The sequence below is a fragment of the Enterobacter sp. D2 genome (genome assembly GCF_034427575.1).
Lineage (GTDB): Bacteria > Pseudomonadota > Gammaproteobacteria > Enterobacterales > Enterobacteriaceae > Enterobacter > Enterobacter cloacae_M.
Genome location: NZ_JAXQPP010000008.1, coordinates 81,323 through 99,621 on the forward strand (window position 1 = coordinate 81,323; position 18,299 = coordinate 99,621).

Below are 18,299 nucleotides of genomic sequence, written 5' to 3' on the forward strand. Positions count from 1 at the left end.
CTTATCTTTCTTCAGGGCTGGGGTCCATTAACCTGCCTTTCTCAAACATTGCAGTTTTTCAACCTTTTCTACCTGTTCTGGTAGCTGATGGTCCTATAAGACTATGAAAAAATCAAAATGATTTCGCATCTGCAAAGCAGTGTGTGTATCAAAAGCCTGGTATGCTTTGGACGCCTCCTGCCGAAGACCTCCTTTTTTTTGGAGCGTGAATATGGCGGATGAAAAATCCCGGATATTATGTAATCATGAATATGAAAACATCTGAACAGTTTTCACTTAAAACGAATTTGACACATTTGAGGACACTCCTTCCCCTGGGCGGTGTCCTTTTTTTTACTCTTTCAAAGCAAACAGCTGCATGTCCGGGTTAAATTCGATTCCGGTATCATCGTCGTGGTCGAAGATACGCATTGCCTGTGACACTATTTCTGATACGCGGTCATTAAGGGTCAAAAAATAGTCTGCCAGCCAGAACATCAAATACACGACGCATCATATAGCTGGTTTGTATCCTGAATGAGAAATGAAATAAGGTTCATAAATCAGTATGATATATTTTGACTTAACACAAACTGCCTCTAAACTTCCTGTATAATAACAGCAAGCATGCTTACGGCAGGGAGTGATGTCACCCTGCCGTTTTTTTTAAAAGTGTCCGTGGCCGATTGAACGCGCAGGAGCTGCTTATACTCGCCGGCAGACACATCAGCTCCGCAGGAGTCCTGTGATAATTAGATTTCTCAAAAGTTCTTCACGCAGGCGGGATGACATAGCCATGCTTAAGCGTCAGGGTCTAATATCGGGGCAGGTATTTATCTCGGTTAACATGATCAGAGCTGCCACGCTACCACAAGGATGTCCTTATAGTGAAGATCGCTTACCTTAGAGCTATCAAGGCTATGGCGGGGGAAAGTTTAGGCACATCAATTCCGACACGATAACTGCTAAGCTTGTTTTTCCAGTACAGCATTGTTGCATAATAGTTACAACATACGACAGCTTACAAAAAGGTCTTCCCGGCCCTTCGGGCCGGGCGGCGGCGCTTTTCAGGGGAGAGGTGTGCAGTGTTGTTACCGCTGTGCACGGGGGCCGTTAAATGGTGAAGAGGGGCTGTTTGCTTCAGAATGGCGCAGGGGTATCAGGTGTTGATATATTAACTCTTAACGTATGTTGTAACTAATAATTGCCTTTTTATCATGGTGTCCGGTCCTCTCTTTCTAGTGCTGGAGCCGAACTAAGGATCAGGAGAGAGTCGAAAAACCGGGGCAGCCGACTTGCGTCCTGCCCCTTCTGAACCATTACTCGCCAAATCGGGCCAGCAACTCGTTTGCGGCCAGCTGGCCAAGTGCATTCGACGCGAAGGGGCTGTCACCCGTCAGTACGTTACGATCTTTATGTACAGTTCCCTTGATGTCGCTATTGACAATGTTCATCCCCATTTTCTGCAGGGCCTCACCGAAGTACCAGGTCAGATGCCCCGGCATATATCCCATCGCAGGGGTTTCTTTGTCGGCACTGTCAGGGAAGGCGCACACCGAATAACCACTCAGCGGATTGTCTCCCTGGCGCAAGGACAGAAACGCGGCAGGGCCATGACACAGTGAGATGAGGACACGATCTGCCTGCATGGCCCAGCGTAGGGTGTTCGCCACGTCCTCGCTCCCGGGCAACCCTATCAAGGCGCCATGCCCGCCCGGAATGAAGACCGCGGCATACTCATTGTCTTTCATCAGCCTGCTGACGACATCAGATAGTTTTTGAGGGCTCCTGAATTTCGACAGCGTCTCCCGAAAGAAAGGCATAATACGTTCATCTTCACGGGGCATCGCCCAGTACTCGAATTTTGCCATCTGCCCCGATAGGGTGGTCACGTCAAAATCGAACCCAGCTGCCCGCAAATGATATAAGGGCAAAAGGGTCTCTACGGGATGGTTTCCCGTAGAAAATAGTGCCCCGGTATCGGTTGGCAGATAGCGTTCATCCGCTGCAATCACGAGTATCTTTTGGCTGCCAGTGTACCGCTTCAGATAATCTGCCCCGCTGAGGTCGGAGACAGGGCTGGTAAACTGACTGAGCGAATACGAGGAGGGAAAAAAGGCATTCTCTTCAGCAGGATCAATTTGTGGCTGTTTACGGGCATCGTCAGTCATGGTTCATCCTCATTCGGAAAAATGAAAGCAACCTGCCGTAACCATAAGGACATCCTTGATGTCCGCAGGTGCCTGAGACTGCTAAGCGTAGCAGTCCTGCACGACGGATAAGGGTAAATAATCCGTATTCTGCAACCAGTCTCCCTGCTCCGCCGGATCTGACATCCGGCGACAGCAACGTTCAGGAAAAGACTACCTTTCCATTTGACGACATTAAAAGGCACCATAAATTATGGTGCCACTGGATTTTTAAATAACAAAGTTATCAGTCATCTGCTTCAGAGACCTGGATTGTTCACTGAGCGACTGAGATGCGGCAGCAGACTGCTCAACGAGGGCAGCATTTCCCTGCGTCACACCATCCATTTGTGTCACAGCGGTACTGATTTGCATAATCCCCTGCATTTGCTCTACTGAGGCCATAGAAAGACTATCCATTGACTGTGCCAGTGAAGCAACATTGGTTGCAGCACGTAAAATTGTCTCTGCTGTCTTAGAGGCTACAGAAACGCCATTATCGACATTATCGACTGCGTTCTCAATTAAGGAGCCGATTTCTTTTGATGCACTAGCGCTTCTCTGCGCAAGATTTCTCACTTCTGTGGCGACAACAGCGAAACCTCTCCCATGCTCACCAGCGCGTGCAGCTTCTACCGCAGCGTTCAATGCAAGTATATTTGTCTGGAAAGCAATCCCTTCAATGACACTCGTAATTTCCTTAATTTTAAGTGCATTTGCCGATATTTTTTGCATCGTTTCGCTCATTTCACCAACAGCAGACTCCCCTTCCCGGGCCAGCTCTTCTGTCTTTCTGGCGGACATAGCCGTATGTTCAGCAATTTCTGTATTGTTGCGAACGGTCATTGTTAACTGCTCCATACTGGCAGCTGTCTGTTGCAAAGCAGCGGCCTGTTCCTCAGTACGGGAAGATAACTCCATATTGCCCTGCTCGATTTCCCCGGCCGCAAGATCGACTGAAGAAGCAGTGATTTTGATTTCAGTGACGAGAGATTTTAATCTCTGTTGCATGTTATCAAGAGCCACAAGCAGCTTGCCTGTTTCGTCCATTCGGTCGATTGTAATGACCGATGTAAGATCACCCGACGCGATGGTATCAGCCGTATTCACTGCATGCTTTAACGGATTAAGAATACTGCGTGATAACAAGGTACCCGCAAGAAGCGCGGTGACAGCGGCTGCGAGCAAGCCAATAACAATCATCATTCGCGTTTTAAAACGCTCATCAGCAAGGCGTGCCTGCCGCTCTGACATGATTCTATATTCATCACGCAGCGCTTCATTAATAACGTCACGGATACGATCCATTTGAGCTTTTCCGGAGTTGTGTTCAAGTCCAGAGATGAATGAATCCATATTGAGCGACCCTTTTGTAACTTCGTTCCTGTTCTGGATTAACGGAAGGGCAAATGAATTTTTCCATTCATCTTCAAGCTGAGAAATTTTTAAAAATTTATTTTGTTGTGATTGATTATCACTTGTGAGTGTTAAGAGCTCACTTACTCCGCGTCTAAACGCCTCATCCCCCTCAGAAAATGGCTGAAGAATATCCTGTTTACCCGTGAGTGCGAATCCACGGATGCCGGTTTCCATATTAATGAGGTTCTCTGTAACTGTGCGCAGATTATCAACAACTTTATAGCTGTGGACATTAAGTTTGCTAACAGCCGTTACCCTGTCGAAGCTCATGTAGAGCAATCCGCAGACAACTGTCATCAATATAACTATCACGCCAAATGCCATGGTAAGCCGGGTGCTGATATTGAGATTTTTGAACATTATTCTTCCTTAATGATTAGCATATGTTCATCTTCAAGAGATGAATGTAATAACGGCTTAATTTTTGAGGTTAATAAGAAAATGCAAATATTTTCCCACAGCAATGCTAATCGGCAGGTGAACCAATTTCTTTAGTGTTTAAATAAATTAAAAAAAACATCAATTATAGTGTGGCTTTAGATATTTAGCCCAACCCACAAGAATCAGATACAAACACTAAATGCAATTAGATTGTAACATTTTTGAACGCCATTATCTTTTTGGGATTATTCTAATATCATTATCTCATTAATTACAGAGCTTATCAGACCCTTTCAGGCTTAAATAACGACCACTTACCCTTTTTAAAGATGCAGCTCAATGAAAATCAGATTTATATTTGAAATATGTTTTTTATAACTTTTTAACTTGCAATTATTTTAAAATCGCCAGACGAAAAAAAGCCATTATTCATTTCAAAATATGTCAATCTGCATCAAAACGCAACAACCCTTCAGCCTTGCATGAGTAAGTACACATTGCAGACCCTTTAATTGTCTGTAAGAAATCTCCATCTACAATCAGCCTCCATTCCATTAAACTTAGCTTCAAGGTTTACATGCCGCAGCCTTACGGCAGATACACTCCCAGATCACTTATGGAAAGGCCTTGTTTGTTAGGTAAATAAGTATCACTCAAATAATGTAACAGCGATTAATGTACTCCATTTCCGCGCCAGACATCACTGATGGTTTCCACAGCCTCTTACCTGTACAGCCTGTTAGTATTTTTTCACAAGCATCCGAAAGTGATGCTCTCGTTCGATGTTCTCGTGCAGGTTTGCTTCACCACAATGGTACTGGCTTTTTATGCCTCAATACCCTGTGTTGCAGGGAAGCATGGCCCGTCTTCCAGCAGCAGAGCGCCCCGTAATCCTGAGGTCTTCTCCACAGCTAATAAGGTTTTAACTGGATTTTAGCACCCAACAAATTATGAGCCGTCTTAGTATCCAGTTCTGACGTTCTCCGGATTAATTTTAATACAACAGCTATCACCTTCAGACGGTTATTGCACCTCTACATTAATCATTAAAAAATTAAGTTCTCCGTTATAAAATAAATTATTTAACAAGGAAACCTAATAAAACCGCCATCCTTGAAAATATCTTGGCTGAAACAATTTTTATATTTCAACCCCACCCCAACAAAACACACAATTAGATCAATCAGTTAACTTGTGATTTAAGATTATTCTTGCGATAAGGGTAATTTTTCTCAAGTGTAATAGAATTTTTTATTTCAGAATAATAAAAAACCATAACCAATTGACTTTAAAGATAAAGATTTATAGAAGCGGTGTATGTAATCCTACAGACAAATGATCTATTTACTCTGACTTACACGATCTTTCACACTAAAAGCATGATCTTAGACAAAACAATTGACTGAAAGCATTACTTTATAAGAGAATTTTCAACCATGTAAAATGGAATCCACAACAGTATACTGGCAATATTTTGTCTATTTACAGACAGTATGACACCGTACTAGCATATCCCTGGCAACCTCATGCTCTTTTAAAAGTTAATAGCAGCAATTAGCCGTAACCCAGGGCTTGAGGAGACGATATTTTCAGGGGCGAGTGAGATCGCGCTGCGCCAGTTGACGGTAAGAAACTCTATTTTGTACCTGTAGCTTTATCTAACATCTTTTTTAAAGCATTAACAGCATCAAGCGCTTCTTTTAAAGGTTTAAAATATGGATTGAAATCAGGATTGTTTTTGTTCCTGTGTATCAACAGGATTTGCTCTGCAAAATCATCATCCACCGTATAAAAATAGGCTTCTGGATAGTTCAGCGCTTTAGCAATCTGCACCACAAATTCAAAAGGCGGTGAGTGTCGACCTGATTCGTAATTTGAAATCTGCGATTTATCACTGACAGCTTCCACGTTAGTTAACTGCAGGAATTTCTCCTGAGACAAACCAGCTCTATGTCGTGCTGCTCTTAAACGTTTGGGAACCATCATCTTAACCTGTGATTTGCTTCCGGCAATCATATGGATATCGCGCGCCCGTGTCGGTAAAATAATATTAACTAAATGTAATTTGTTTAGATTATTTTAACAACGGATGTATGATACACGCACGCAACACACGCGTTAGTTCTCTAGAACCTGACAGCAGATCAGCCGTGCCCCGCGTCTAGAGGAGATTAATGGTGTGCTCGCATCTTCTGAGCCTTCCTCTGCATCGTTAAGCCGTCTGATCCAAGCCTTCCTTGTGCTCCCGAATTCCGACGGATTACTTATGCAATGGAGAAGTAGATATGACTATGCAAAAGGTTCGAATAAAAGCCCTGAAAAACAATAAATTTGCGATAATGGCCGGTGACAAGCGCCTAAGTTGTCGCAGAGATCGCATTTCATCAGCCATCAACTCGAGCTGGACCACAAAAGAGCTACCAGAGCACACGAGAGAATTGCTGATTGAGCGCGCGTGTCTGAGAATGGATATTGCTATTATTATTCAAAAAGAACAGGGGAAGAAAAACTCTAAATCCTCGGTTCTGATTGCGAAAAAGCTAAAACGAATTGATTTAATCACTCAACAACTTAATGAACGGGAAAAACATGTTGAATGAAGACGAAAATATAGAACATACACATATTGTATATTCAGTTAAAAACATAGACAAACCAACCTTAACTAAAATTGGAGTGGCTCTTATTGACACTCAAGGAAAGTATATTCTTGATATCAATAAATACTATGCAAATGGTGATATTTTACTTTACAGAAAGAACAATACATCTACGACTTAGAAACTAAACACAAGGTTAATTCTTTCTTAGCTCGAAGGTAACGAAGTTATCTATAACATCGAAACTAAAAAGTTCTATGGTGAAATGAAAATTCGCTGAAGGATTACTATGTTAACCACTGCCGCGCTGTTCCAGCTCGCCATGCAGTGTGCCCCCGCCGTTCACCCCGATACCATTCACGACATTACCCGTACCGAATCTGGCTTAAATCCGTATGCCATTGCTGAAATTGTTCCGGTAAAGGGCGGCAGGAGCCGCGTTATTTCCCATCTGCCAACGTCGAAAGACGAGGCGTTAAAAATTGTGGAGGACATTAAGCAGAAGAAACACCGTTATTCGGTGGGACTGATGCAGATAACCAGCACTAATTTCCCGCAGTTCGGCGTCAGCGCCGAATCCATGTTAAATCCGTGCGACAACATGAATGTTGCCGCGAAAATCATCACCGACTGCTATCAACGAGGAGGCACCTTACAGCGCGCCCTGAGCTGCTATTACTCCGGCAACTTTGAAACCGGTCAGCGCCCGGAAAGCGCGTTCGGCAACACAAGCTACGTACAGCGTATTGGCTACGTTGTGCCCTCAACGCGGGCAGAACGGCAGGCAATCTTTCCCGCATTCGGGGAAGCGCCCGCCGTCCCGTCCGACAACACCGTTTACCCGGACAGCGTCATACGTGGCGTTATCCCGGCACCCGACACCACACTGACCAGCGACCCCGCTTATCCGCCACACGTCGTGCGCGGCGGCCTCGCTGTATCTTCTGATTAAGGAAAAATCATGACTTTTCGCACCATTAAAAACGCCGCTACCCGCCTGATGGCCTCTCTCCTCGCCCTGCCTGCCGTCCCGGCACTGGCGGCCAGCGCCGATCAGGCATTTCAGAAGGGCAGCGACGCCATTAACTGGGTTTTCCTCGGCCTCACCAGTATGTCGGTTGTCACCATCAGCTGTGCGGTGGCCTTTATCGCCTACAAGATGCTGGTTGACGGCAAGGCCTGGCACGATCTCCAGCGCGTCTTCTGGTCGGGCGTCCTGCTCGCCGGGGCGTCCGGGTTCGGTGCCTACTTCGCGGCCTAAGGAGGCAGCATGACCATCCTCAACAAGGCGCTGACCCGACCGGCGGCGCTGTGGGGGGTCCCGCTTGTCCCCCTGCTGTTCACCCTGTGCATCCTTATCCTGGCGGCCGTCTGGTCACGCTTTTACTGGCTTCTCCTGCTGCTCATCCCTGCCTTTATCGAGCTGAGACGCCTGGCAAAAGAGGACATTCATTTCTTTGACCTGAAGTTGCTGGCGTTTAAAACACGCGGCAACCGCGCGGCTACCCGGCATTTCGGGACAAAGGCGCTTGTCGCAAACCAGTACGACGCCATTGACGTTACGGAGTTTATAAAACATATGCGGCTCAACGAGAGTATCCCGCTGTCCCGCTATCTCCCCTGGTCTTCCCACCTGCACGAGCAGGTGGTGAAGAACAAAAAAGGTGACTTTGTCAGCACCTGGGAGATCGGCGGCACCATTTTTGAATGCGAGGATGAGCATTACCTCGCCACCCTGGACATGCAGCTCAACAACGTTATCCGCTCATTTGAGGGGCTGCCCTTTACCTTTTATACCCACCTGGTGAGCGACGAATTTACCGACTCGCTTGAGTGTCAGTCCGGGATTGCGTTTTCAGACGAGATAGCGCGCCTGTTCTACGCCTCGCGGAAGGACAAACCGTTCTACCGCCGCCGCCTCTTCTTCACCGCCTGCTTCAATCCGCACACGGGCATCGAGCGGGCGGCCATGAAGCAGAAGTCTCTGGGCGAACGCAAAACCCTCCTCGACAACGCCCTGCAGGTGATGCTGGAGTACCGGGAATCGATCGGCACGGCGCTGTCGCGCTACTCGGCGAGGCCGCTCGGCACGTATGAGGAGAACGGCAGGGTGTTCTCCTCTCAGCTCGCCTTTTACAACTACCTTATCACCGGCAGGTGGCAGAAAGTCCGGGTCACGCGCACGCCATTCTATGACGTGCTCGGCGGCACCGACATCTTCCCTTCCACCGACATTGGCCAGGTCAGCCACATCGACGGCCAGAGCTACTTTCGCGGGCTGGAAATTAAGGATTACGGCACTGAAACCGTCACCGGGCTGTATGACTCGCTCCTGTATGCCCGCTGCCGGTACGTGCTGACGCAGTCCTATACCTGCATGGGCAAAGATGAAGCGCGCGGCTGCATCCGCACGATCGAGAAGCGTCTGAAGTCAGCCGAGGACGATGCGGTGTCCCAGCAGGAAGATCTGAAGGTTGCCCGCGACATGCTTCAGTCCGGCATTATCTCGTTCGGCAGGTATCACCAGACGCTGATTATCCGTGCCCCGACCAGCGAGCAGGTTATCCAGGACACCAACACCCTGGCTGATACGCTGAAGGATTTGGGGTTCATCATGACCCTGTCCCGCGAGTCGCTGACGGCGGCCTACCTCGCGCAGCTGCCGGGCGTGTATGACATGCGCCCGCGCCTGGTGCCGGTGAGCAGCCTCAACTACGCCGAAATGGTGTCGTTTCACAACTTCCACCCGCACAAGCGGGACGGGAATGCCTGGGGAGAGGCGATTGCCGTGGTGCCGACCCCGTCGGGGGGCTGTCAGTACGTCAGTCTTCACAACAGCCAGGCAGACGTGGACGAGTTCGGCGAGAAGCCGCCGGGCAACTGTATGCTGCTCGGCAGCACCGGGACGGGTAAATCGACCCTGCTGATGATGTTTCAGCACCTGATGCAGAAATACCGACGTCCTGAGTCATTTGCGCAGGGGGCGACGAAAAAGCGCTTCACCTCAGTGGTCTTTGATAAAGATCGTTCGGCGGAAATGTCGATACGCCTCCAGGGCGGCTCGTACTTCCGTTTCCGTTCAGGCGAGAAAACCGGCCTTAACCCCTTTGCGCTCGCCCCGACGAAGCGTAACCGCAACTTCCTCAAGAAGCTGATGCGTATGATTTGCACGCGCGACGGCAAACCGCTCGACCCGCGTGACGAGGAGCGTCTCAGCGAGGCGGTAGATACCATCATGCTGGACTACCCGCCGGAGCTGCGCCGCAACGGTATCACCCGCATTCTGGAAGTGCTGCACGAAGCCCCGACGAAGGACGCGCGGATAAACGGGCTGCGCATCCGTCTCCAGCAGTGGGCGCAGGGCGGAGAGTTTGGCTGGGTCTTTGATAACGACGTGGACACCTTTGATATCGACAATATTGATAATTTCGGCATCGACGGCACGGAGTTCCTGGACGACAAGGACGTGCGCAGTCCGCTCACCTTCTACCTGCTTTTCCGCGTGACCAGCCTGCTCGACGGTCGGCGTCTGGTCATTTTCATGGATGAGTTCTGGAAATGGCTTCAGGACCCGGAGTTCTCAAAATTCGCCCTCGACATGCTGAAGGTTATCCGAAAGCTCAACGGCATTTTTTTCCCGGCCACGCAGTCGCCGGAGGAGATGTGCAAGCACGAGATCTCGGCGGCCATTATCGAGCAGTGTAGTACCCGCATCTTCATGGCGAACCAGCAGGCGAAGGAGTACGACTACGTGGACATGCTGCGGGTGCCGAAACCGGTCTTCGATATTGTCACCACGCTCGACCCCTACGCCCGCCAGATGGTGATCATGAAATCCCCGCTGCGGCGTGGTGACGTGCGCCCGTATATCGCACAAATCACCCTCGACCTGTCCGGGCTGGGGCGCTACACGAAGCTGCTCAGTGCCAGTGCGGATAACCTGAAAATTTTCGACGAAATCTGGCAGGAGGGAATGCAGCCGGAAGACTGGAAAGACGAAATGCTGAGGCGTGCCGTTTAATCACAAGAGGATAACACCATGAAGCTGAAAACCACCCTGGCGGCGCTGAGCGTCGCCTTATGTCTCTTTCACACCCCGGCTCAGGCCGGTATTCCCGTGTTCGATGAAATCGCCAACGCTAACGATATGAAGCAGTGGGCTGAGAAGCTCCAGCAGTGGCAGCAGACCGTCGAACATTACCAGGCGCAGATGAACGCTTATAAGGAACAGCTGGCGGCGGCCACCGGTATTCGGGACGTACAGGCATTCCTGAACCAGGCGAAAAATCTGACAACTGACATTAAAAATCTGAAAAACAGGGGGATTTCGTTAAACGACCTGTTGACCAGCTCCGGCGGGTCGTATGCTGGAGAACTGAACATGTTGTATGACAAATACAAGCTGTTCGACAGCTGCCCTGAGAACGCCAGCGAGGCGTACCGGGACAGCTGCAAGCAGATGCTCCTGAATCAGGCGGTGTCCGTCGAGGACACCTCGGATATTCAGGAAAAAATTGACGACACGCTGCGCGATATTACCGATCTCGCCGGTCGCATTGAGAATGCGAAGGACAGCAAGGAATCGCAGGATCTGGCGAACGTGGTGGCCGCGCGAAGCATCCAGCTTAACGCGCTGACCTCACAGTGGGAAATGTCCGTCAAACAAAGCGAAATGCGCAACCAGCTGCTTGCCGAACAGCGCCGCAAGGCGCAGGCCAAGCAGATGCGCACCGCTCCTATCGCAGACCTTAACTGACAGGTGACCTCATGAAACTGAAGACATTGACATTTATCGTACTGGCCTCCGTGGCCGCGCTGACCGGCTGCGAGGATAAAACCTCCGTGGAGTGGTATATAGCGCACCATGACGACATGCTGGCGAAATACAGGGAGTGCATTTTCAACCAAAATTTTGTTCCTGTTGATTGTCAACATGCCCGTGATGCACTTCATCGTGAAAAACATAAATCCGATGTTGCTGAAGGTTATAGAAAAATCCGGCAAGACTTAATGCAATCCCGCTCTAAGGAACCAATCGCGGATCTGAACTAATAACCGGAGAACACTCCATGAGTGGAATATTTGTCGGGTTAAACAGCCATATTATGGAGGGGTTTGACAGCGTACTGAACGGCGTGGCCGCCACGACGGGGGGATGGATGGCGCATCTGTTCTCCGTCGCGGTGCTCTCGTTGTACATCACGTGGCGTGCCTACCAGACGATGGCAGGCAAGCTTGTCCGCCCCTTCGAGGAGATCGTCTGGGACGTGAGCCGGATGCTCATCATCATGATTTTCGTCACCAACGCCGGAGGCTATCTCGATCTCGTTTCGGATGCCATCACCGGCCTGCGGGACGGCTTCAGCGGCGATGCATCCATATGGACACGGCTGGATACGGTCTGGGAAAAGGCTCAGGTTTTGGGTGAAAATTTATACATACTTGACGACTCATCCTATGTAAAAGCCAAAGGCCTATTAGCGCAGTTTCTGATCTGGGCTGGCGTGATATTACTGGTTGGCATCACGGCCATCATCAACCTGATTGCCGAACTGGTGATGCTGCTGATGCTGGCAACCGCTCCGATCTTTATCTACTGCCTGATGTGGTCATGGTTCCGGGATATGTTCAGCAACTGGCTCCGAATTATTCTGGGCTGCATCCTTACCTCCCTGTTCAGCGGCATCGCCCTGACGGTGGTCATGGATTATCTGGACTACATTCTGGCGGGTGCCACAAACGCATCGGAGGCCAACTACCTGACCCTGGCCGTTCAGGTCTTCCTCGGCACGGCGGGTGCCGCTGCCGTGATGGTGCTGACCTGGAAACTCGCCGAGGCGCTTGCAGGGGCATCCGCGCAAGGTGCCGCGCAGGCACTCGCCGCATCGGGAATAGGATCAGGTCAGAAAATCGTCTCCAACACAGCGGGTAGCGTGGGAGATAAAGCCTCACAGAACCTGAACAGCACCGGCAGCGCAACGGCCTCCACCGCCTCCCGCACCACCGGCGATGCGCGCAGCCGCAGCCGCGCCGCCGTTCAGAGGATGCAGGAACGCTATCAACGATAACCCCGCATGACTGAATCCGGCGGGACGCCGCAACGGCGTCCTGCGGCTTTGTCACGTCTTTCATAACAGGAAATCACCATGAAATACGGCATCACGCTGCTGATGCTGTGCCTGCTTGCAGGCTGCGCACAGCGAAATACCTCACTTCCGCCCGTGTCGGGCAACCCGGAGCCAGTCAATTCCCCGGCCATTATTCAGGAGTTAACCCCTCATGTCTGAACTTACCGCCAAAGCCCTGAGCGACTCCCGCTCGTTTGAGAACGCCATTCTTGAGCGGGATATACGCATGAAAAAGGCGGGCTGGATCGTGGCCGCGCTCGCCGGGCTGCTGCTCGTCTGCGCCCTTGCCGCCCTTATCCTGCTTCTGCCGCTCAAAACCACCACCGTGGAGCTGTACACGCTCGACCGTCAGACCGGGCGCATCGAGCGCGTCACCACCGTCGGCGAGGACAAGCTGGACACCTCCGAGGTGCTCAATCTGTCGCAGTCCGCAAGCTATGTGAAGCGCCGCGAGGGGTATAACTATTTCGCCCTTCAGCAGGACTACAGGGAAACGCAGATGTTCAACAGCGACGCGGTCAACAAGGAATACCTCGACTGGTTTGACAGCCCCGACGCCCCAGACGCCGTTTTCCAGAAGGCAGCCTATGTTGTCACGGTGGAAATCCTCTCCAACGTGCCCTCAGCGGGCACCGGCTCCAGCATGGTGGAGCTGATGCGCATCAAGCGCACCATTCGAAAGGTCAAGGACAACACCGAGACGCACGATTACTGGACGATTCGCATGACCTACCGCTATTTCCCGCAGAAGAAAATGACGGCCTCCGAGCGCGAGGTGAACCCGTTCGGCTTCACGGTCACCAGTTATCAGCGGTTTAAGGAGAAAAGCGATGAATAAAGTGCTGATGTGTGCCCTCCTGCTGACTGCCGCGTCAGCATGGGGTGCGGCGACACCGCGCGGCAGCGCCTATGACAGCCGCATGCAGAACATCCCCTACAACAGCCAGAACACGACGGTTATCAACACGCGGGCGGGCTACATCACGACGCTGGTTTTTGACGCCGACGAGGAGGTGATCACCGCCACGGCCGGTTTTCCGCAGGGCTGGACGATCACGCCCGACCGTAACCGCGTGGGGATTAGCCCCGCGCCGGTGAAGCAGCCGGTCACGGATGCGGACGGCAAAACCGTCCAGAAGATTTTCACCCCCACACAGCAGGACTGGCAGACCAACCTGTTTGTGACCACCACGAAGCGCGACTACAGCCTGATGCTGAACGTGATCGACAGCGACCGCGAGGCGGGAAACCTCGCCTTTGTGGTGCGCTTCAGCTACCCCGACGACACCCGCAGGCAGAACGACGCCGCCCGCCTCGCACGTCAGCAGGAGCTTCAGGCCGCGCAGGAAAAAGAGCGCATTCAGCTTGCCCTGAAGAAATCCACCGCGCCGCGTAACTGGAACTATACCCGCCGCGTGGCGGCAGGCTCGACGTCCATCACCCCGGATTTTGCGTATGACGACGGGCGGTTTACCTATCTCGGCTTTTCCCCGCAGAAGCTGATCCCGTCGCCGACGGTTATCGTCGGCGGCAGCGAACAGGTGCTCACCCCGACCTTCAGCACCGAGGGCAACTACCGGGTGATGGTACTGCGCTCGCTTTCCCCGCGCTTTGTGCTGCGCTACGGCAGCCAGGTCGTGGGGATTGAAAACGGCAGTTACGGGAGAGTCACAGTGGCGAACGGCAGCACAGTCTCACCGGACGTGAAACTGGAGAGCAAATAATGAACGAACAGGAAGACATTAAAACCGCCGCCGAACTGGAGGCGGAAGCACGCGAGCGGGCGCGGGCAGAGATTGACGGCGACAAATCCGCCGCAGGCGGGGTGCAGCCCGGACAGCCGCAGGTGGTGCAGCACGCGAAGCGACGCAGCCGCCGCACGCTCGTGCTGGCCGTTATCAGCCTGGTGTTGCTGGTCATTATCGCCACCGGCGGGGATTATCTGATGGGGAAACTGAAGGGAGACGGCAGCGCGTCGCGCGCCAGCCGTGAACCGGAAGCGCAAACCACCTCCCCTGCCCGCGAACGCCAGAACATCGGACGGGATCTGAACCCGCTGGGGCAGCTGACAGACAGCGCCGGGCAGGAGAAGACAGAACCGGACGATACCGCCGCGTCGCCGCCCGAATCGCCGGCCCCCGTAACGTTTGACAAGGTCAGCGCCCTGGCAGAAAGCGGCACGGTGAGTACAACCAGCGCCCCTAAACGCACGACAGGCAGTAACGCACCGTCAGCGGGCAGCGCGTCCGCGCCGGGCTCTGCGACGCCAGCAGGACAGGCGCAGGATAACGGGCTGGCGCGCATCACCGGCGTGAAGCGGCTCGGTCTCGATCCGGATTTGTATATTCCGTCCGACAGACATATCCCCTGCGCGATGATGCAGCGCTTCGTTTCGGACGTGGGCGGGCGTTTCAAGTGTCTTATCAGCGAGGACGTTTACAGCGCCAGCAATGCCGTGACCCTTATCCCGGCGGGGACTGAAGCGCGCGGCCTGTACCGCACCGGCACGCTGAAAAACGGGCAGGGGCGGCTTTTTCTCGCCATCACCGAGCTGCGCACGCCAGAACCCGGACGCCTGGTGATTCCGATGGCTGACAGCCAAGCCGTGGGTGCGATGGGCGAGAACGGCGTCGCGGGCTGGATAGACAATCACTGGCTGGAGCGGATAGGTAATACCCTCCTGCTCGGTTCGGTACAGGATATTGCCGCAGCGGCCTCCGGCTCGTCACCGGGCAGGGATCGCAACACCGACTATACGGAGAATACCCGCGCGGCCACGGCGGAAATGGCAAAAACGCTGCTGGAAAACAGCATCAACATTCCGCCAACGATGTACCTCAACCAAGGGGATGTGATTGGCCTTGTCACAGGGGCGGATATTGATTTTTCAGACGTCTACAGACTGCGCATGAGGTAAACGATGGACGATAACCTGACTGATACCCCGTCAGAGGGCAACGTCGCGCTGTCACACCTGCGCGTTCTGCTGTTCGGGGACTACCTGAGCCGGGAGGGGCTGACGGAGATCGCCATCAACCGCCCCGGCGAGATCCACACAAAAATTAACGGGCGCTGGGAAATGCACGCCTCGCCGGTCACGCTACGCCAGTGCTCGTCCTTTGCCAGGGCGCTGGCCGTGTGGAATAACGACACCATTGATGATACCTCGCCCATCCTCTCGGCCACGCTGCCGACCGGGGAACGCTGCCAGATCGTGGTGCCCCCGGCCTGTGAGCGCAACACAATCTCGATCACTCTGCGTAAGCCGGATTATTTCCAGCGCACGCATCAGTCGTACATCGATGACGGTTTTTATGATCGTGTAAAGGGTATTGAGAAAGTGGTATCCAGAGACGACGAGCTTAGCGCGCTCTATCAGAGCGGGAATATCCCGCTATTTATGGAAAAGTGCGTCGAGTACGGCAAAACGCTCTTTGTGGTGGGGGAAACCGGTTCGGGAAAAACCACTTACATGAAGATGCTGCTGCGCTACATCCCGGACTGGCTGCGCCTTATCACTATCGAGGACAACCCGGAGCTGAAGTTTTACAGCCAGAAAAACTACGTTCACCTGTTCTATCCGGCAGACGCCGGGGAGGGTGCGATCGTCACCTCCGATCGCCTGGTTCGCGCCATCTACCGTATGAACCCCGACCGCCCGCTGCTTGCCGAAGTCCGCGGGCGCGAGGCGTGGGATGCCCTCAAGCTGATTGAGTCCGGGCACGAGGGGTTTATGTCCTCCCTTCACGCGGGTAGCCCCCGCGAGTGTATCTCCGGGCTGATTGACCGCTGCTATGAGCACCCGGCGTGCCGGGGGATGCCGGTTGACGTTCTGCTGCGCAAGGTTCTGCACTGCGTTGACGTCATCGCAAGCGTGGACGTTCACGGCAACGTGCGCCGCATGAACGACGTCTATTTTAAACCCCTGCACATGCAGACCATGAAGGAGAGTTTCAATGATGCTGCCTAAACTAACCGGCCTGACGGCGCTGGCCGTCCTACTGGCGGGCTGCTCCTCGCCGCCGGATCCTGCGGCCGTTGACTGGTCGCAACCGGCGCAGCCGGTAACGGCCACCCTGCCGGTATGGGAACCCAACCGCCTGATCGTGGCCTCGCGGATAACGGAGGGACACTGGTCGCAGGTACTTGCCCGATTCGAACCCAGCGAGGTTTACCCGGCCACACAGTGGTACGCGGTGGCGCACGCCTCGCGGGCTGTGGTGATCGCCCCCGACGGCCAGCGCTACTTTGCGGCCAAAACCTGGCTACGTGACGGCGGCTATCACGGGGTCGTTGAGTATCGTCCCCGCACCGGCTGCCTGACCTGCAACACGTCAGAAATTGTCTTCTACCGATAACGGCGGCAGTGGTCTAAGTCCTTAAGACCGTCACCGGCGTTGAACAACCACCGGGCGTTAGTGCCCTTCTCCCCTCAGAGGAATGAATCATGAAGCATACCGTAATCACGGCGGCGCTGCTGTGCGCCCTCGCCTGCCCGGCGTTCGCTGCCGACGGCCAGAAAGCCGACCCGAACGATCCGTGCGCGATCGTGCTGTGCCTGGCCGGAAAGCTCGACGGCAGTAGTCCCGCCGAATGTGACCCGATGTATAAAACGTTCATGTCAGTTAAGAAGAAAAACAAGCACGGCTTTCTTCCCGGCCACACGTCGGACGTAAGAAAGAAAATGCTCAATCAGTGTCCCTCAGCTGACAGCGGCACAATCAATAAGATCATCTCTAAATTCGGCCGCCTGAGCGGCTGGTAATGATTAACGGCAGATAAAAGGCGCATATCAGCGCCTTTTTTTATGCCCTCTATTTAATTCCTTTGGACAGTAATATGAAAACCTCACTCAAAGTATTAACAGCATTAATCATGCTGTCGATTTATCCGGCAACGTCACAGGCGGCCACTGAGAGCGCCGCAACAACTATCTTAGGTAATGGTGCATCCACATCAGGAGGAGGAGCCAGCACGGCAATCGGTGGCAGTGCATCAGCCGTAACAAACGGGACGGCACTTGGTTTTCAGGCAAAATCGTCTAACACAGGCGCGGTGGCAGTAGGTACGCAGTCATCGGCATCGGGTGTGGGTTCTGTCGCCACCGGCGGTAACAGCTTATCCAGCGGTGACTATTCGGTTGCCGTCGGTTTTCAGGCCGGAGCTACGGGTACGGGCAGCCTTGCTTTAGGTACTCAAAGCAAGGCTCTTGCCGATTCCGCCACATCTGTGGGCGAGGGGGCAATAGCGAACAAAGATAACTCCGTAGCACTCGGTGCGGGTTCTGTAACGGATCGGGATAACTCGGTTTCCGTGGGCAGCGCTGGCAATGAGCGCCAGATCACGAGTGTTGCAGCAGGTACAGCAGACACCGATGCCGCCAACGTCGGCCAGCTCAATTCTGCAATAGCCGCAGAACAGGTCGCCCGTGAGGCAGGTGATGCCGCAACGCTGGCCGCAGCCAGCACCTACACCGACGCATCCAGTGCCAGCACGCTGAAACAGGCTAACAGCTACACCGATGCATCCAGTGCCAGCACGCTGAAACAGGCCAACAGCTACACTGATGCATCCAGTGCCAGCACGCTGAATCAGGCCAACAG

The 18,299-nt window shown here is 52.8% G+C and carries 18 protein-coding genes and 1 pseudogene; 16 read left to right on the forward strand and 3 right to left on the reverse strand.

The window, feature by feature from the left end:
* Nucleotides 1-1,298 precede the first annotated feature (1,298 nt).
* The 3 genes from hchA to SPG90_RS21095 form a co-directional block, all read right to left on the reverse strand.
* Nucleotides 1,299-2,150 (reverse strand): glyoxalase III HchA, encoded by an 852-nt coding sequence (hchA, locus tag SPG90_RS21085; protein ID WP_322408335.1) that lies wholly within the window; start codon nt 2,148-2,150, stop codon nt 1,299-1,301.
* 249 nt (nt 2,151-2,399) lie between these two features.
* Entirely contained in the window at nt 2,400-3,947 is a 1,548-nt protein-coding gene (locus SPG90_RS21090; RefSeq protein ID WP_182947049.1) for a methyl-accepting chemotaxis protein, read from the reverse strand.
* A 1,656-nt stretch (nt 3,948-5,603) separates the two neighbouring features.
* A complete protein-coding gene (locus tag SPG90_RS21095) occupies nt 5,604-5,984 on the reverse strand; it encodes a helix-turn-helix domain-containing protein (RefSeq protein ID WP_197672344.1) in 381 nt (126 codons plus the stop codon).
* A gap of 269 nt (nt 5,985-6,253) precedes the next feature.
* Between SPG90_RS21095 and SPG90_RS21100 the strand changes: the two genes are divergently transcribed.
* The 16 genes and pseudogenes from SPG90_RS21100 to SPG90_RS21175 all read left to right on the forward strand — a co-directional run.
* Entirely contained in the window at nt 6,254-6,568 is a 315-nt protein-coding gene (locus SPG90_RS21100; RefSeq protein ID WP_182947048.1) for a hypothetical protein, read from the forward strand.
* Nucleotides 6,558-6,749: a hypothetical protein gene (locus SPG90_RS21105; protein WP_322408336.1), complete on the forward strand. Its 192-nt coding sequence runs from the start codon at nt 6,558-6,560 to the stop codon at nt 6,747-6,749. The genes SPG90_RS21100 and SPG90_RS21105 overlap by 11 nt, the downstream gene beginning before the upstream one ends.
* Nucleotides 6,750-6,857: 108 nt before the next feature.
* Nucleotides 6,858-7,520: a lytic transglycosylase domain-containing protein gene (locus SPG90_RS21110; RefSeq protein ID WP_182947046.1), complete on the forward strand. Its 663-nt coding sequence runs from the start codon at nt 6,858-6,860 to the stop codon at nt 7,518-7,520.
* Nucleotides 7,521-7,529: 9 nt separating this feature from the next.
* Nucleotides 7,530-7,829 carry a TrbC/VirB2 family protein gene (locus tag SPG90_RS21115; RefSeq protein ID WP_111965996.1) on the forward strand — a complete coding sequence of 100 codons (300 nt, stop codon included), beginning with the start codon at nt 7,530-7,532 and terminating at the stop codon, nt 7,827-7,829.
* Between the two features lie 9 nt (nt 7,830-7,838).
* Nucleotides 7,839-10,589, forward strand: a complete 2,751-nt coding sequence (locus SPG90_RS21120; protein WP_322408337.1) for a VirB3 family type IV secretion system protein — start codon at nt 7,839-7,841, stop codon at nt 10,587-10,589.
* An 18-nt stretch (nt 10,590-10,607) separates the two neighbouring features.
* Entirely contained in the window at nt 10,608-11,324 is a 717-nt protein-coding gene (locus tag SPG90_RS21125) for a type IV secretion system protein (protein ID WP_322408338.1), read from the forward strand.
* Nucleotides 11,325-11,335: 11 nt separating this feature from the next.
* On the forward strand, nt 11,336-11,620 hold the full coding sequence (locus SPG90_RS21130) for an EexN family lipoprotein (RefSeq protein ID WP_248169860.1): 285 nt from the start codon (nt 11,336-11,338) through the stop codon (nt 11,618-11,620).
* 17 nt (nt 11,621-11,637) lie between these two features.
* Nucleotides 11,638-12,636 carry a type IV secretion system protein gene (locus SPG90_RS21135; RefSeq protein ID WP_322408339.1) on the forward strand — a complete coding sequence of 333 codons (999 nt, stop codon included), beginning with the start codon at nt 11,638-11,640 and terminating at the stop codon, nt 12,634-12,636.
* 78 nt (nt 12,637-12,714) lie between these two features.
* Nucleotides 12,715-12,855: a hypothetical protein gene (locus SPG90_RS21140; protein ID WP_032640091.1), complete on the forward strand. Its 141-nt coding sequence runs from the start codon at nt 12,715-12,717 to the stop codon at nt 12,853-12,855.
* Nucleotides 12,848-13,534, forward strand: coding sequence for a type IV secretion system protein (locus SPG90_RS21145; RefSeq protein WP_322408340.1), 687 nt, complete (start codon nt 12,848-12,850; stop codon nt 13,532-13,534). The genes SPG90_RS21140 and SPG90_RS21145 overlap by 8 nt, the downstream gene beginning before the upstream one ends.
* Nucleotides 13,527-14,420 (forward strand): P-type conjugative transfer protein VirB9, encoded by an 894-nt coding sequence (gene virB9 / locus SPG90_RS21150; RefSeq protein WP_322408341.1) that lies wholly within the window; start codon nt 13,527-13,529, stop codon nt 14,418-14,420. The genes SPG90_RS21145 and virB9 overlap by 8 nt, the downstream gene beginning before the upstream one ends.
* On the forward strand, nt 14,417-15,613 hold the full coding sequence (gene virB10, locus SPG90_RS21155; protein WP_322408347.1) for a VirB10/TraB/TrbI family type IV secretion system protein: 1,197 nt from the start codon (nt 14,417-14,419) through the stop codon (nt 15,611-15,613). The genes virB9 and virB10 overlap by 4 nt, the downstream gene beginning before the upstream one ends.
* 3 nt (nt 15,614-15,616) lie before the next feature.
* Nucleotides 15,617-16,666 (forward strand): P-type DNA transfer ATPase VirB11, encoded by a 1,050-nt coding sequence (gene virB11 / locus SPG90_RS21160; RefSeq protein ID WP_322408342.1) that lies wholly within the window; start codon nt 15,617-15,619, stop codon nt 16,664-16,666.
* Nucleotides 16,653-17,054: a cag pathogenicity island Cag12 family protein gene (locus SPG90_RS21165; protein ID WP_248163034.1), complete on the forward strand. Its 402-nt coding sequence runs from the start codon at nt 16,653-16,655 to the stop codon at nt 17,052-17,054. Before virB11 ends, SPG90_RS21165 begins: the two co-directional genes overlap by 14 nt.
* An 89-nt stretch (nt 17,055-17,143) precedes the next feature.
* Nucleotides 17,144-17,461, forward strand: a complete 318-nt coding sequence (locus SPG90_RS21170) for a TrbM/KikA/MpfK family conjugal transfer protein (RefSeq protein WP_182947036.1) — start codon at nt 17,144-17,146, stop codon at nt 17,459-17,461.
* A 74-nt stretch (nt 17,462-17,535) separates the two neighbouring features.
* Nucleotides 17,536-18,299 (forward strand): annotated as a pseudogene (locus SPG90_RS21175) (hypothetical protein); the annotation flags it as partial.